Annotated in this window: 13 protein-coding genes; 10 read left to right on the top strand and 3 right to left on the bottom strand. The window is 71.4% G+C overall.

What is annotated here, in order from left to right; all coding sequences use genetic code 11:
• Window positions 1-549, top strand: a 549-nt coding sequence (locus ACTOQ3_RS40265; RefSeq protein ID WP_440089081.1) for a peptidoglycan DD-metalloendopeptidase family protein, incomplete at its 5' end; no start/stop codon positions are given.
• Between the two features lie 74 nt (window positions 550-623).
• On the opposite strand, the gene ACTOQ3_RS40260 is transcribed toward ACTOQ3_RS40265, so the two are convergent.
• From ACTOQ3_RS40260 to ACTOQ3_RS40250, 3 genes are all read right to left on the bottom strand, one after another.
• On the bottom strand, window positions 624-1,550 hold the full coding sequence (locus tag ACTOQ3_RS40260; RefSeq protein WP_440089080.1) for an NBR1-Ig-like domain-containing protein: 927 nt from the start codon (window positions 1,548-1,550) through the stop codon (window positions 624-626).
• Between the two features lie 270 nt (window positions 1,551-1,820).
• A complete protein-coding gene (locus ACTOQ3_RS40255; RefSeq protein WP_440089078.1) occupies window positions 1,821-2,162 on the bottom strand; it encodes a hypothetical protein in 342 nt (113 codons plus the stop codon).
• Window positions 2,102-2,617, bottom strand: coding sequence for a hypothetical protein (locus tag ACTOQ3_RS40250; RefSeq protein WP_440089077.1), 516 nt, complete (start codon window positions 2,615-2,617; stop codon window positions 2,102-2,104). The genes ACTOQ3_RS40255 and ACTOQ3_RS40250 overlap by 61 nt, the downstream gene beginning before the upstream one ends.
• Window positions 2,618-3,013: 396 nt before the next feature.
• On the opposite strand from ACTOQ3_RS40250, the gene ACTOQ3_RS40245 reads away from it, so the two are divergent.
• The 9 genes from ACTOQ3_RS40245 to ACTOQ3_RS40205 all read left to right on the top strand — a co-directional run bounded on the left by ACTOQ3_RS40245 (window position 3,014) and on the right by ACTOQ3_RS40205 (window position 13,840).
• On the top strand, window positions 3,014-5,107 hold the full coding sequence (locus tag ACTOQ3_RS40245; protein WP_440089076.1) for a BTAD domain-containing putative transcriptional regulator: 2,094 nt from the start codon (window positions 3,014-3,016) through the stop codon (window positions 5,105-5,107).
• Window positions 5,108-5,250: 143 nt separating this feature from the next.
• Window positions 5,251-5,811: an NADPH-dependent FMN reductase gene (locus ACTOQ3_RS40240; protein WP_440089074.1), complete on the top strand. Its 561-nt coding sequence runs from the start codon at window positions 5,251-5,253 to the stop codon at window positions 5,809-5,811.
• Window positions 5,812-5,923: 112 nt separating this feature from the next.
• Window positions 5,924-7,006, top strand: coding sequence for a CE1758 family FMN-dependent luciferase-like monooxygenase (locus ACTOQ3_RS40235; protein ID WP_440089084.1), 1,083 nt, complete (start codon window positions 5,924-5,926; stop codon window positions 7,004-7,006).
• On the top strand, window positions 7,003-7,626 hold the full coding sequence (locus ACTOQ3_RS40230; protein WP_440089073.1) for an FMN reductase: 624 nt from the start codon (window positions 7,003-7,005) through the stop codon (window positions 7,624-7,626). The genes ACTOQ3_RS40235 and ACTOQ3_RS40230 overlap by 4 nt, the downstream gene beginning before the upstream one ends.
• Window positions 7,627-7,846: 220 nt before the next feature.
• On the top strand, window positions 7,847-9,208 hold the full coding sequence (locus ACTOQ3_RS40225) for a HAMP domain-containing sensor histidine kinase (protein ID WP_440089072.1): 1,362 nt from the start codon (window positions 7,847-7,849) through the stop codon (window positions 9,206-9,208).
• 271 nt (window positions 9,209-9,479) lie between these two features.
• Window positions 9,480-10,349, top strand: coding sequence for a poly(ethylene terephthalate) hydrolase family protein (locus tag ACTOQ3_RS40220; RefSeq protein ID WP_440089070.1), 870 nt, complete (start codon window positions 9,480-9,482; stop codon window positions 10,347-10,349).
• 116 nt (window positions 10,350-10,465) lie between these two features.
• Complete coding sequence (locus ACTOQ3_RS40215; protein ID WP_440089068.1) at window positions 10,466-11,866, top strand: carboxylesterase/lipase family protein; 1,401 nt, start codon at window positions 10,466-10,468, stop codon at window positions 11,864-11,866.
• A 411-nt stretch (window positions 11,867-12,277) separates the two neighbouring features.
• Entirely contained in the window at window positions 12,278-12,421 is a 144-nt protein-coding gene (locus ACTOQ3_RS40210) for a multicopper oxidase domain-containing protein (RefSeq protein WP_440089066.1), read from the top strand.
• 150 nt (window positions 12,422-12,571) lie between these two features.
• A complete protein-coding gene (locus tag ACTOQ3_RS40205; protein WP_440089065.1) occupies window positions 12,572-13,840 on the top strand; it encodes a mannosyltransferase family protein in 1,269 nt (422 codons plus the stop codon).
• Window positions 13,841-13,910 lie beyond the last annotated feature (70 nt).

Below are 13,910 nucleotides of genomic sequence, written 5' to 3'. Positions count from 1 at the left end.
AGGGGCAACCTGAGCCCCACCCTCAAGAACCAGAACGCCTCGCACCAGTTCCTGGGCTCCACGCCGCCGCCGTCGTCGACGCGCGTCAACATGACGTACGCGCTGTACAAGGCCGGCGGCGGCCACATCAGCAGCGGCTTCGACGGCTACAAGAACACGCCCGGCCGGCATGAGGGCATCGACTTCGCCCGCGGGGTGGGCGCGGATGTCCATGCCCTGGTGAGCGGCCAGATCATCAACCTCGCGCGCGGGAGCAACGGCCGCTCGGGGCTCTCCACGATCGCCGTCTACAACGCCTCGCTGAACAAGACGATCATCTACCTGCACTCCGCCCCGAAGTCCTCCCTGCGCGTGGGCCAGCAGATCTCGCGAGGCCAGCTCATCGCCGACGAGGCGTGGCGCGGGGTGTCGAGCAGTTCATCCGCACACACCCACGTCGAGATGCGCCCCGGACGGCAGACGCGCGCCGCCAAGAGCGTCGACGACCCGACGCTGAGCAACCCGAACCCGCACTCGTTCTGGAACTCCCAGGGCTACAACATCCGATGACGCACCGCGATCTTCGATGAGGAGGAGGACGCCCCCGCCTCCCCGCCGTGCGACGCACGGCGGGGAGGCGGGCGTCAGTCGACGATGACCTGGAAGTTGAGCGGCCGGCCTCCGGGGAACGCGACCCGTCCCGAGCCGTCCATCATCTTGAACCGCACATAGCAGAAGCCCGGGTTCTTCGGCGCGGTGATGTCGGTCCGGATGTCGACCATCCTCCCGGGGCGCGTGTCCTTGATCGGTACGTCGGAGACGGTCCGGCATTCGTCGGGTCGCTGGGGGTCGAGACGATGCAGTGAATATCCCTTCCAGGGCACGGTCCCGGCGTTCTTGAGCCGCCACACCTTGGTCGTGGTCTGGCCGGGGTCGACGCGCGTGCAGTCGGGGAGCGTGATGTCCCCGACGAACACCGCCGAATCACCCTTGTGCGCGGGCGGGCCCCACGGCGGGTTGGTCGGGCTCACCGGGCAGTCGGCCGCCGACGGCGAGTCCTTCGACGGGCTGCTGGACGGGCTGCCGGACGGGTTCGGGCTGTGCCCGTCGGTCCCGGAGCCGCGATTGACGGTGGCCGTGATCAGGACCGCCGTCCCCATACCGACGGCCGCCGCCGCGAGCGCGGCCGCGGCCAGGTGGGTCAGCCGGAATCGCCCTCGGCCCTCCGGCGCGGGGTGGGTCAGCCGGAGGTCGCCCCTGATCTCGCCGGGCGGTGGCGGCGGCGCGGGTGCCGAGGTCTCATCAGCCGGCCGTGGCGCCTGCGACCCGATGGCGACGTGCACGGTGCGGCTTCCCGCGGGGTCCGGGGCGGAGGCCCCGAGTCCACCGGGCGGGACGGCCACCGAGGTGCCCGCGCGGACTGAGGGATCTCCGGCGCTCGCCGATCTGACCGCCAGGTTCGCCCTCTCCCAGCGTTCGCGGTACGCGGCCGGGTCCGCGCCGCACGCCTTGGCGAACTCGACGGTGGTCTCCCAGCTCGGAAGCCGGTTCCCCTTCGTGGCTTCGTGCAACGTCGTGTGCGATATCGCCCCCGACCGGCCAGACATCTCCCGAAAAGGTGGGTTGCCGACCGATTTGCGAAGTTCTCGCAGAGCCGCCGCGAAGTCCTCGATCGTCTCCGTTCGTGCCGCCATGTCGTCCACCGGGTGAAGCTAACAGCGCCCACGGTGTTTACTCAAGCTCGAACCCGCAGTGGCGGGGGAAGTAAGGCGGCCGGTACCGCCGGGCCGATCCCGTACGGCGAGTGCCGCCCGAGAGGCGCGCCGCGGCCTTCCCGGGCGTCACCTGGAGGCAGGACCACGTTGTTCGTCCCGGAGGACGGGGTCCCGGAAGAGGAGGGCCAGGCTCGCCACGTGCAGGAGGAAAACAGCGGTGCCCGCGGTCGATATCGCGTGCCGGTTCCACCAGGGTGCTTCGACCTCGGTGGCCACGTAATTGTGGAAAAGGCTCGTGTCGCTGTAATGCAGGGCGGACTCCAGCAGGGCCAGCGCGTAGGGCAGTCCGAGGACCCCGGCCACCAGGCCGGCCCATATCCGTGCGCGCCCGTGGCCGAACAGCAGGATCAGGCCGCCCACCACGACGGGGACGGCCGGGATCGCGAGGTGTTCGGCGTGGGCAACCATGACACTCCGTGACCGTCGGTCAGCAGAAGGAGACCCTGCACCTGCGCGACCGCGGCGACCACGAGCAGGACGCCACGGAGAGGGGAGTACCAGCCGGGCTGACGCAGATTGACGATGTGCGGCGATTCCCCCCTGCCGGTCACGACCATGTGGGTGGACAACTGCTCGAGGTGGACCGGCCAGAGCGCGGCCACGTAAACGGCGGTCAGTCCGGCGGCCACCGCGAGGAGGAGCGTGGGCCGGCGTGCGCCGCGCCGTACCTTCAACGCGATCACGCCGAAAGCGGCGGTGGTCACCGCGGCGAACACGCCGAGCCCGAGTAGCCGGTCACGGAAGCTCATGCCGGATAGGCTCGCCGCGGAGCGCCACATCGCCGCCGAGATCTCGCTCGGGTCCTCGTAGTACGGCAGGGTGAGCGAGCTCTGCGCGTAGGCGAGCAGCGCGATGAGTACCATCACGGTTCCGGTCAGGGCCGGAGAAAGGATCAGAACGATCGCGATTCTGATCCTGTGGGGGACGACCTCCATGTGATCTTTGACGTGACGGAGCTCACTCGTCGTTCCCGCGCCGACGAATCGCCGCGAGGTGACCTCCTGCCTCGTCCGTCTCGTGGTGTTCGTCGATCCCGTAGGGTTTCCCGGCGGTCTCGCGGGAGCTTCCGCACCCCGCCCGCTCCGGCATTTCGCGTCCACCGGCGGGCGGGCGGATGATAAGCGCAGGCCAGGGCGTTCTATGGGGCTGTGTGCCGCCGGGGTGCGGCGGCGTCATCACTATTCGCATGCGGACTCACGGGAGGCGGCGTGTCCACGTACCGAGTTCATCGCTCAGGTGGTTTGCAAGATGAGCCCGCGGTGACCGAAGGTCTGCGCTGGGAGCTGCTCGGACCGGTCAGGGCGTGGCGCGGGGAGGTCGAGATCGGCCTCGGCGCCCCTCAGCAGCGTGCGCTCCTCGGCGTCCTGCTGCTGCGCGAGGGCGCGGTGACGTCGCAGGACCAGTTGATCTCGGCGATCTGGGGTGAGGAGCCGCCGTCCGCCGCGGCGGGGATGATCCGGTCCTATGTCTCGCGGCTTCGCAGGGTCCTGGAAGACGGTTCGACGGCCGTGGTGATCGAGTCCGTGGCCGGTGGCTACGCGTTGCCGGTGACGGCCGGGACCCTCGATCTCGCCGACTTCCAGCGGCGGATCAGGGCCGCCTACGACGCCCGGCGGATCGGTGACCACGAGACCGAGGCGACCGAGCTGCGCGCCGCCCTCGGGCTCTGGAAGGGCACCCCGCTGGCCGGCGTACCGGGCGGGTACCTCGAGAACGAGCGCACCCGGCTGATCGAACTCCGGTTCGCGGCGATCGAGGACCTGGCCGCCGCCGACCTCCGGCTGGGCCGGCACGCCGAGGCCGGGCCCTCGCTGGCGTCGATGGTGGTCGAACAGCCCCTGCGGGAACGGCCCCGCGAACTGCTCATGCTGGCGTTGTACCGGTCGGGGCGGAAGGCGGACGCGCTCGCGCTGTTCCAGGAGACGCAGCGGTTGCTGGCCGACGAGCTGGGCCTCGATCCGGGGCCGGGGCTGCGGGAGATGCAGCGGCGCATCCTGGCTTCGGACCCCTCGCTGGACACCCCGAGGCGGGACGGGCCGGCGGTGGCCGGATCACGGCACGCCGGGGCCGGGGCGGTCGAGACTTCCAGATCACTGCCGCCGGACCTGCCGGAGTTCACCGGAAGGTCCGGCGAGGTGCGCCGGCTGGCCGGGATGCTGGAGGCTTCCGACACGCAGGTGCCGGTGATCGGTATCGCCGGGCTTCCCGGCATCGGCAAGACCACTTTGGCGGTCCACCTCGGGCACAGGCTGGCCGGCGAGTTCCCGGACGGCCAGTTCTTCGTCGACCTGGGCGCGTCGGGGGACCCTCTCGCGGTCCTGCTGCGCGCGGCCGGGGTCGAGGCACCCCCGGAGTCCTCCGGTGAGCGTGCCGCGCTCTGGCGGTCGCTGACCATCGGCCGCCGGTCGCTGGTGGTGCTGGACGACGCGCGCGACGCGGACCAGGTGCGGCCGCTCCTGCCCGGCGCAGGCGGGGCGGCGGTCGTCATCACCGCCCAGCGGTGGCTGTTCGGGCTGTCCCACGCGCGCTGGACCAAGCTCGACCCGTTCTCGGAGCCGGAGGCACGCGCGTTGCTGGAGCGGATGCTGGGCGCGGCACGGATCCGGGCGGAACCCGGCGAGGCCCGTCGCCTGTACGAGTTCACCGCGGGACTGCCGCAGGTGGTCCACACGGTCGGGGCCCGCCTGGCGTCGCGGCCGGACTGGAGCCTGGCGACCGCGGTGAGAAGGCTGGGTGTCCGCGGTCACCACCCGGAGTGGGGGTTCGAGGAGTGCGGGGCGATCGAGGGCAGGTACGAGTCCGCGGTGCGCGCCCTGCCCAGGAACCAGGTCCGGGCGCTCCGGCTCCTGGCCGTGCCACAGGCGGCCGACTTCTCGCTGAGCGCGGCGACGGCCGTGCTCGATCTGGCGCCGCACAAGACCGAGAGCCTGCTGGAGTCGCTCGCCGATGTTCACCTCGTGGAGACCGCCGGCGAGCGCTACCGCTTCCACAACCCGATTCGCAAGTACGCCCGCTCCCGGGCGTTGCTCGAGGAGGGCGAGGCCGCCTGCCACGCCGCGCTGGCCAGACTGACGCGGTTCTACGCGGCCACGCTGCGCAACGCCCTGCTGGCCACCGACCCCGGCCTCGTCCCCGGCCTCTCCCCCGGCCTCGCCCCCGAAGAGGCCGGGGGAGAGGCCGGGCTGGAGTTCGACGGTGCCGGGACGGCCCGGGCCTGGATGCGGGACGAGTGGGAGAACCTGCGGGAGACCGCCGCGCAGGTCGCCGGGATCGGCGAGGCGCCGGCACGGTGGCTGGCCGACATGATCGGTCGGGCGGGCCTGGGAGAGCCCGGCCGCCGTCAAGCCGGGTAGGCGGGTTCCGCCTGCGGGGAGGGGGCGGCCGCCCCTGCACAAAACGTGAACAAAAAATGCACGCCGAGGTACCAGGCTCAGAGCCGGCGCGGAATCTCCGTCGCCGGTGCGGGACGCCCGCGCGCAACCTCTGAGAGGACCTCATGCCCAAGATCGCGATCATCATCGGAAGCACCCGTCCTGGCCGTGTCGGCGAGGCCGTGGCCAGGTGGGTGCTCGACATCGCCGGACGGCGCGGTGACGCCGAGTTCGAGCTGGTCGACATCGCCGATTTCAAGCTGCCGCACCTGGACGAGGAGCTCCCGCCGGCGGCCGGTCGCTACAGCAGGCCGCACACGCTGGCCTGGGCGGAGAAGATCGCGTCGTTCGACGGTTTCGTCTTCGTCACGCCCGAGTACAACCACTCCACCTCCGGCGCGCTGAAGAACGCCATCGACTTCCTGTTCGCGGAGTGGAACGACAAGGCGGCCGGCTTCGTCAGCTACGGCTCCGTCGGCGGCGCCCGCGCCGTCGAGCACCTGCGCCTGGTGATGGCCGAGCTGAAGGTCGCCACCGTGCGCGCCCAGGTCGCGCTGTCGCTGATGACGGACTTCAAGAACTACACCGAGTTCGCCCCCGCCGAGTACCACGTCGCGTCGGTCGACGCGATGCTCGACCAGGTCGTCTCCTGGAGCAACGCCCTCGCGACGGTCAGGGCGGCGTGATCCGAGGCACCTCGACGGGAGTCGCGGTGTTCCCGGCCGGCCGGTACCGCCTGGGGAGCGGGGCCGCACCGGGGATCGATCAATAACAGATGCCGAAAAGACGGGGATGAAGATGCAAATCGGGATCTTCGGGGTGGGGGACGTGGTCGGTGACCCGGTCACCGGCCGCCCCGTCACGGAGCGTGAGCGGATCAAGGCGGTACTGGAGTACGCCGAGCTGGCCGAGCAGGTCGGGCTCGACGTCTTCGCGATCGGCGAGCACCACAACCCGCCGTTCATGCCCTCGTCGCCGACCACGATCCTGGGCCACGTCGCCGCCCGGACGAACCGGATCATCCTGTCGACCTCGACCACGCTGATCACCACCAACGACCCGGTGAAGATCGCCGAGGACTACGCGATGTTGCAGCACCTGGCCGACGGCCGGGTCGACCTGATGATGGGCCGGGGCAACACCGGGCCGGTCTACCCCTGGTTCGGCAAGGACATCCGGGACGGGATCGCTCTCGCCGTCGAGAACTACGCGCTGCTGCGCAGGCTCTGGCAGGAGGAGGTCGTCGACTGGGAGGGCCGGTTCCGTACGCCGCTGCAGGGATTCACCTCGACACCGCGGCCACTGGACGGCGTACCGCCGTTCGTCTGGCACGGCTCGATCCGCAGCCCCGAGATCGCCGAACAGGCCGCGTACTACGGTGACGGGTTCTTCCACAACAACGTGCTCTGGCCGAAGCGGCACGTCCGGCAGATGGTCGGGCTGTACCGCCGGCGGTTCGAGCACTACGGCCACGGCCCGGCGGACCAGGCGATCGTCGGTCTCGCCGCCCAGCTGTACGTCCGGAAGAACTCGCAGGACGCGATCCGCGAGTTCCGCCCGTACTACGACGCCTCGCCGGTCTACGGCGGCGGGCCGTCGCTGGAGGAGACGGCGCGGGACACCGCCCTGCTGGTCGGCAGCCCGCAGCAGGTGATCGAGCGGACGATGGAGTTCCGGGAGTTCGCCGGCGGCGACTACCAGCGGCAGCTCTTCAACGTCGACGCGCTGGGGGTGCCGCGCGCGGTCGTGCTGGAGCAGATCGAACAGCTCGGGGAGATCGCTCAGGTGCTCCGGAAGGAGTTCGCCGCCGACCGGCCCGCGCACGTGCCGGACGCGCCCACGCACGCCTCCCTGAAAGCGGCGAAGGAGGCCGGACGTTGAAGCGCACCATCGCGGTGGTGGCCGCCGGCCTGCGGCAGCCCTCGTCCACGCGGTTGCTCGCCGACCGGCTGGCCGAGGCGACGCGACGCGAACTGGAACGGCTCGGCGCGGAGGTGGATCTCGAGACGATCGAAGTACGTGACCACGGCCACGACCTGGTCAACAACCTGATCGTCGGATATCCGTCCGAGGAACTGGAGCGGGTGCTCCAGAAGGTCGCCCGCGCCGACGGGTTGATCGCGGTGACGCCGACCTTCACCACGTCGTACAACGGGCTGTTCAAGATGTTCGTCGACGTGCTCGACGACACCGCGCTGATCGGCAAACCCGTGCTGATCGCCGCGACCGGCGGCACGGCGAGGCACTCGCTGGTGCTCGAACACGGGCTACGGCCGCTCTTCTCCTACCTGCGGGCCGTGGTCGTCCCGACCGGGGTCTTCGCCGGTCCCGAGGACTGGGGCGCCGCCGAGGGCACCGAGGAGCCCCTGGCGAGACGGGTCGATCGAGCGGCCGCCGAACTCGCCCGCGAGGTCGACCGCCGCGACCCCCCCGACCCCGCCGACCCCGCCGACCCCTTCGAGGCCCCGGCGCCCTTCAGCAGCCTGCTTCACCCCTCGTAGCCGACCGCGACCGCTTCCCGCGTGACCGGCCGCACGCTCGCCTCCACCCCGACGAAGGTGAGGCGGGCTCTCCGTTCCGCTGCCCGGTGAGCGTTTACGGCCCGGGAGGGCGCGGGAGACGGCCCTCCGGGTGCCGCTCGGGCGCCGCTGGAGGCCGGCACCCACCCCCCTCACAGGGCCGGGTGGCCTATATGGTCCACTGGCCAGGGGGAACCGGAGGATGAGTACAGGACGGCGAAGCTCGATCACGACCCGCATCACTCTGTTCACGGGTGTGGTGGCGCTTCTGCTGTGCTCACTGGTGGCGACGATGCTCATGTTCTCGATCAACCGTTTCGTCACCGATTCCCTCATCGAGGAGATCACCGCTGCCGGCGGCCGCGTGGCCGTGCAAATAGAGCGGAACCGTCTGGAGTACCCCCTGGCGCAGCGCCGGTCCCGCAACCTGCAGGTCGTCGACTCGAAGGGCAGGGTCGTCGCCTCGACCCCGCGGCTGTACGGCAAACCGCCCATGGCGACGTTCACCCCCGACGGAATGAACGTCGCCACCTCCGTCGTGTGCGGCGGTGACTTCCTGCTCGGCGAATGCGACCTCGTGGTCGCGCAGTGGGCCCATCGGGGGGGAGAGAGGTGGGTCGTCTACAGTGCCTCTCCCACGGTTCCCCCGCTGGTCGATCCGTGGCTGGCCACGGCGGTCATCGGGGGCATGGCGGTGCTCGCCGGCACCATCACCTGCATCGGCCACCGGATCGTCACCGTGTCCCTCAAGCCGGTGACCGCCGTTCGCACCGAACTCGACGAGATCAACGCGAACTCCCTCGATCGCCGGGTGCCCGTATCACCCGGCGATGACGAGATCCACGAGCTGGCCGACAGCGTCAACCGCACCCTGGCCCGCCTGGAGGGTGCCATGGAACGTCAGCGGCAGTTCACCGCCGACGCCTCCCACGAGCTGCGCACCCCTCTCGCCGGGCTTCGCGCCCAGCTGGAGGAGGCTCAGCTGCACCCCGGCGAGACCGACCTGAACGATCTGCTCGCGCACTCGCTGTCCGACCTCGACCGGCTGCAGTCGATCATCACCGACCTGCTCCTGCTGGCCAAGATCGAGTGCAGCCCGCCCGGCCTTCGGGAAAGGATCGATCTGGCGACGCTGGTACGGGCGGAGGTCTCGCGGCGGGCGGATCCGCGGAAAATGCGGCTCGTCCTCGCTCCGGAAGTGCCCGTCGACGCCGTGCACAGCCAGATCGGCCGCGCCGTCACCAACCTGCTGGACAACGCCGAGCGGCACGCCAGGGAGACGGTGGTCGTCGAGGTGCGGGCGAACGGCGACGGCGCCGAGGTCATCGTCGACGACGACGGGGAAGGCATCGCCGAGACCGACCGGGGACGGATCTTCGAACGGTTCGCCCGGCTGGACGCGGCCCGCAGCCGCGACCGCGGAGGCACGGGCCTCGGCCTCGCCATCGCCCGTAGCATCGCCCACGCCCACGACGGGACGCTCCAGGTCGGAACCTCACCCTCCGGAGGCGCACGCTTCGTCCTGCGCCTCCGCAAGGCACCACCGGAGGACGACTCCTCGTAGCCGAGCCGTCTGATCCGTCCACGTCCAGCCACACCACCGAGCCGGCCCGCGCCGCCGGCGGCCTCCGCCCGGCCGGGTCCCGGCTCGTCGAACGTGAGCGGGAGGCGTCGCCCGCCCGTTCCCGCGGCGGTCGGAACATCACACAAACTCCGGCGTCGGTGATTGCCGCGATTGCGCAGAGACGGCCGTCGATTCCTCCTTCAGGATGTGCGATCAAACAAGGTGTGAGCCGGACGAAACCTCCGGTTCACCGTGGCGTCAGGAGTTCGCCGTGCTGTGGAGAAAACTGCTCGTCCCGCTGACCTCGATCGCCCTCGTCCTCGTCCTGTCCGCCCCGGCCGGCGTGGGCGCCGCCTCGGCGTCCGCCGCCCCCGCCGCCGGCGCCGCGTCGGCCGCCGACTTCGGCGCCCTCGGCCCCTACGCCACCGCCGTGGAGATCGGGACGGTGAACACCCTGTACTACCCGCGTGACATCGCACGGAGCGACCGCCGCCATCCGGTGATCGTGTGGGGCAACGGCACCTTCGCCTTCCCGGTCGTCTACCGGGATCTGCTGCTGCACTGGGCCAGCCACGGCTTCGTCGTCGCCGCCGCCAACACCCCGCAGTCCAACCTCGGCATCTCCATGCGCGCCGGCATCGACCTGCTCACCCGCAGGAACGCCGACCCGAGCAGCGTCTTCCACGACCGCGTCGACCTGGGGCGCGTCGGCGCGTCCGGTCACTCCCAGGGCGGCGCGGCGGCCGTCGTCGTCGGCGCGGACCCGCGGGTGGACACCGTCCTGCCCATCCAGCCCGGACCGCTGGCCAACATCAACGCCGTACACGGCCCGGCGCTCCTGCTGGCCGGCCAGCGCGACAGCATCGTCCTCCCCGCCCTGGTGAGGGTCTTCTACAACGCCGCCGACCACATCCCGGCCATCTACGGCGAGTTGCGCGGGGCCGACCACTTCACCGTGGTGGGCGGGGCCGGGCCGTTCGCCGCGCCGACGACCGCCTGGTTCCGCCTGCACCTCATGGACGACCAGGCGGCCCGTACCCAGTTCTTCGGCCCCGGTTGCGGCATCTGCGCCGACACCCGCACCTGGTCCGACGTCCGTCGCAACGCCCGGGCCACCCAGATCCCCGTCACCGCTCCCTGACCCGGCCCGGAAGATCGCTCCCGCCGCGACCCGCGGCGCCCGATCCCCGTCGCGCCCGCCCCCGGCCCCGCCACGGCCAGGGGCGGCCCGCCGGCCACCCATCGAAAAGGACCGAGATGGACATCATCGCGACCACCCGGCACGGCAAGGTCAGGGGCCGCGTCCAGGACGGGATCGCGACCTTCCTCGGCGTTCCCTACGCCGCCCCGCCCTTCGGCGCCCACCGTTTCCTCGCCCCGGCTCCCGTCGAGCCCTGGGAGGGGGTGCGTGACGCGCTGGAGTACGGGCCGACCGCCCCCAAGAGGCCCTACCGGCCGCCTCTCGACCGGCTGATCCCCGATCCGGACATCCCCGGCGACGAGTGTCTCAACCTCAACGTCTGGACTCCGGCCGCCGGTGAGGACCGGCTGCCGGTGATGGTCTGGATCCACGGGGGCTCGATGCGCAACGGCTCGGCGAGCCTGCCGCTCTACGACGGGCGGGCCTTCGCGCGCGACGGCGTGGTCCTCGTCTCGATCAACTACCGGCTCGGGGTCGAGGGGTTCGGCGTCTTCCCCGACGCGCCAGACAACCGCGGCCTGCTCGACCAGATCGCGGCCCTGACCTGGGTCAGGGAGAACATCGCCGCCTTCGGCGGAGACCCGGGCAACGTCACCGTGTGCGGGGAGTCCGCCGGAGCCATCGCCATCGCGGCCCTGATGACCAGCCCGCGCGCGGCCGGCCTGTTCCACCGGGCGATCCTGCAGAGCGGCCCGCCGCACACGGTGCCGCGCGGCGAGGGCGCGAAGATCGTGAGATCGATGGCGAGGGCGCTGCGGGTGCCGGCCACGGCCGAGGCGTTCGCGGCGGTGGACCGCGAGCGGCTGCTGGACGTGCAGGCCACGGTGGTCGGCAGGGCCGACCCCATCGGCGGCGGGCCCGGCTTCCACATCGTGGTCGACGGCGACGTGGTGCCCGCCGACCCCCCGCCTCCCGAGGTCGACCTGCTGCTGGGCTCCAACCGGGAGGAGTACCGGCTGTGGTTCGTGCCGGACGGGACGGTGGACCGGATCAGCGGTCTCACCCTGCGGCTGGCGCTGCTGAGGTTCCGGATCCCGGGGCGGGTGGCGCGGCTGTACCGGGCCACCCGGCCGGGGGTCGGACCCGGGGAGATCCTCGGCGAGATGGCCACCGACCTGCTGCTGCGCGGCCCCCTCAACCGGCTCGCCGACTCCCGGCCGTCCCGGACGTTCGTCTACGAGTTCGCCTGGCGCTCACCCGTCATGGGGCTCGGCGCGTGCCACGCGCTGGAGATCGGTTTCGTCTTCGACACCCTGCGCGCCGGCGAGGAACTGGCCGGGCCCGGCGCCCCCCAGCCGCTGGCCGACGCCATGCACCGCGCCTGGGTGGCCTTCGCCACCTCGGGAGACCCCGGCTGGGCCGCCTGGGACGCGCGCCGGCCCGTCATGGTCTTCGACCATCCCGGCATGGGCGTGGTCCTCGCGCCGCGGGAGGAGGAACTGCGCGTGTGGCTCTAGAGCCTGTTTCAAAGGCAGGTGAGCCAGTCGTCGATGGCGGCGGGATGGTGGCCTGGTAACGGACGGCGAGCTTGTCGTATCTGGTGGCGAGGGCGCGGTGGCGCTTGAGCCGGTTGACGCCGCGCTCCACGGTGTCGCGATCGCGGTGGTCGATCCGGCCGAAGGCCGAAGGCCGGCCACCGCGGCCACCGCGGCTGCCGCGTCGTAGCCGGCCTTGAACCCGGTCGGCCGGTTCGGGAATCGTGGCGCGGATACCGCGCCGGCGCAGGTGAGAACGGATGGCCTGGGAGGAGCAGGCCTTGCCCGCCCGCACCCGGGCCGGACGGGTGCGCGGCCGTCCCGGCCCTGAACGAAACATCCTGATGGCGGCCATGACCGCCTCGAACTGCGGCGCGTCCCCGCCCCGGCGAGGTGTGGGAGGTGGCGTTCCGCGCGGTCGATCCCGGCGTGTGGATGAACCACTGCCACAACCTCGCGCACGCCGACCAGGGGATGGCCCTGCATCTGCGGTACGAGGGCGTGACATCCCCCTTCCACGGCGGGCACGGCGGCTAGCACCGCGTGGAAGTTTCACGGCGGGGCGGGGCGTCCCGCCACCGGGCGGAAGTGGTCTTCGCAGGAGACGAGCGGGGACGGGCCGGCACGGAAGGATCATGCCGTGGGCAACCGGTTGCCCGGATTTTGCGGTTATATAAGGATTCTCGCGTGACTGATCGCGCGTCCGCCGGGCCGGTGGAGATCACGGAGCCGGAACCGGCCGACGCGGAACCCGGCGCACGTCCCGGCGAGACGACCGCCGAGACTTCCGGCGAAACTTCCAGCAAGGCGACCGGCGAGTCAACCGGTGAGGTGGCCGGGCGGCGGTGGGTGCCCAGGTTCCTGACCGACCCCGGCGACCGGCTGGCCCTGCTCCTCTGGGCGCTGTCGCACGTCGGTGTGCTGATCTACGCCTACCTGGCCGGCCCTGGCCGGACCACCGACCCCTTCCTCAACCGGTTCACCCGCTGGGACGCCGAGAACTTCATCGCCATCGCCCAGTTCGGCTACGACGGCCCCCCGGGCATGCAGGACGCCGGGAAGCTGCCGGCGTTCTTCCCCGGCATGGCGATACTGATCAAGATGATGCGGCCGGTCGTCGAGGACGGCCGGCTGGCCACGATGATCATCTCGCTGGTGGCCAGCGCGGTGCTCGCGGTGGCGCTGTCGCGGCTCGCCGAGACGTACGCGGCAGGCAGCGGCCGGTACGCGGTGGCGGCGCTGTTCCTCAGCCCGTTCGCCGTGTTCCTGTACTCCGGCTACTCGGAGGCGCTGTTCCTCGCCCTGGCCGTCTCGGCGTGGCTGCTCGCCAGGAACGGCCGTTGGGAGGACGCCGCGCTGTGCGCCACCGGAGCCGCCACGGTGCGCATCTCCGGCCTGTTCCTGGCCTTCGGGCTGCTCGTCATGTTCCTGGTGGCGGAGAACGGCCGCAAACGCCCGGGCGGGTGGCGCCTGCTGCCCTGGCTCGCGCTCCCCGGTGTGCCGCTCGTGCTGTACAGCGTCTACCAGTGGACCCGCACCGGCGACTGGCTGGCCTACAACTCGGTGCAGGACCGGTTCTGGGGCCGGCACGCCGTCTGGCCGTGGGAGGCGCTCGCCAACACCTGGAGCATGTCCGACGACGTCGCCTCGCTCACCACCTCCTACTACGAGGAGATCATCTCGGCCGCGGTGCTGCTGGTGCTGGCCGGCTGCCTCGCGGTACGGCGCAAGTGGCCGGAGTTCGCGTACATCGCCCCCCAGGTGCTGTCCTTCCTCACCCTGTCGTCGTTCTACATGTCGATCGGCCGGGGGTCGCTGACCTGGTTCCCCCTGTGGATCGCCATCGGCGTCGCGGGGGTGCGAAGACCCTGGGTGTGGCTGGTGAGCATGGCCATCATGATCCCGGTCATGGCGATCAACACCGGGAACTTCACCACCGGCGCGTGGATCGGCTGACACCGCCCGCGCCCGGCACTCCGCCCGCGCCCGGCGGTCCACCGGCGGGCGTCAGGGCGGGCGCGGGGCG

This window comes from Streptosporangium sp. LJ11 (assembly GCF_051918945.1).
Classification (GTDB): domain Bacteria; phylum Actinomycetota; class Actinomycetes; order Streptosporangiales; family Streptosporangiaceae; genus Streptosporangium.
Note: the sequence above shows the minus strand (reverse complement) of the source record. Positions and strands in the feature narration are given on the sequence as shown.

Excerpts from the sequence above, each read along its gene's own strand:
- ACTOQ3_RS40250 (WP_440089077.1), bottom strand. The coding sequence starts at position 2,617 with ATGGTACTCATCGCGCTGCTCGCCTACGCGCAGAGCTCGCTCACCCTG.
- ACTOQ3_RS40215 (WP_440089068.1), top strand. The coding sequence starts at position 10,466 with ATGGACATCATCGCGACCACCCGGCACGGCAAGGTCAGGGGCCGCGTC.
- ACTOQ3_RS40235 (WP_440089084.1), top strand. The coding sequence starts at position 5,924 with ATGCAAATCGGGATCTTCGGGGTGGGGGACGTGGTCGGTGACCCGGTC.
- ACTOQ3_RS40240 (WP_440089074.1), top strand. The coding sequence starts at position 5,251 with ATGCCCAAGATCGCGATCATCATCGGAAGCACCCGTCCTGGCCGTGTC.
- ACTOQ3_RS40255 (WP_440089078.1), bottom strand. The coding sequence starts at position 2,162 with ATGGTTGCCCACGCCGAACACCTCGCGATCCCGGCCGTCCCCGTCGTG.
- ACTOQ3_RS40225 (WP_440089072.1), top strand. The coding sequence starts at position 7,847 with ATGAGTACAGGACGGCGAAGCTCGATCACGACCCGCATCACTCTGTTC.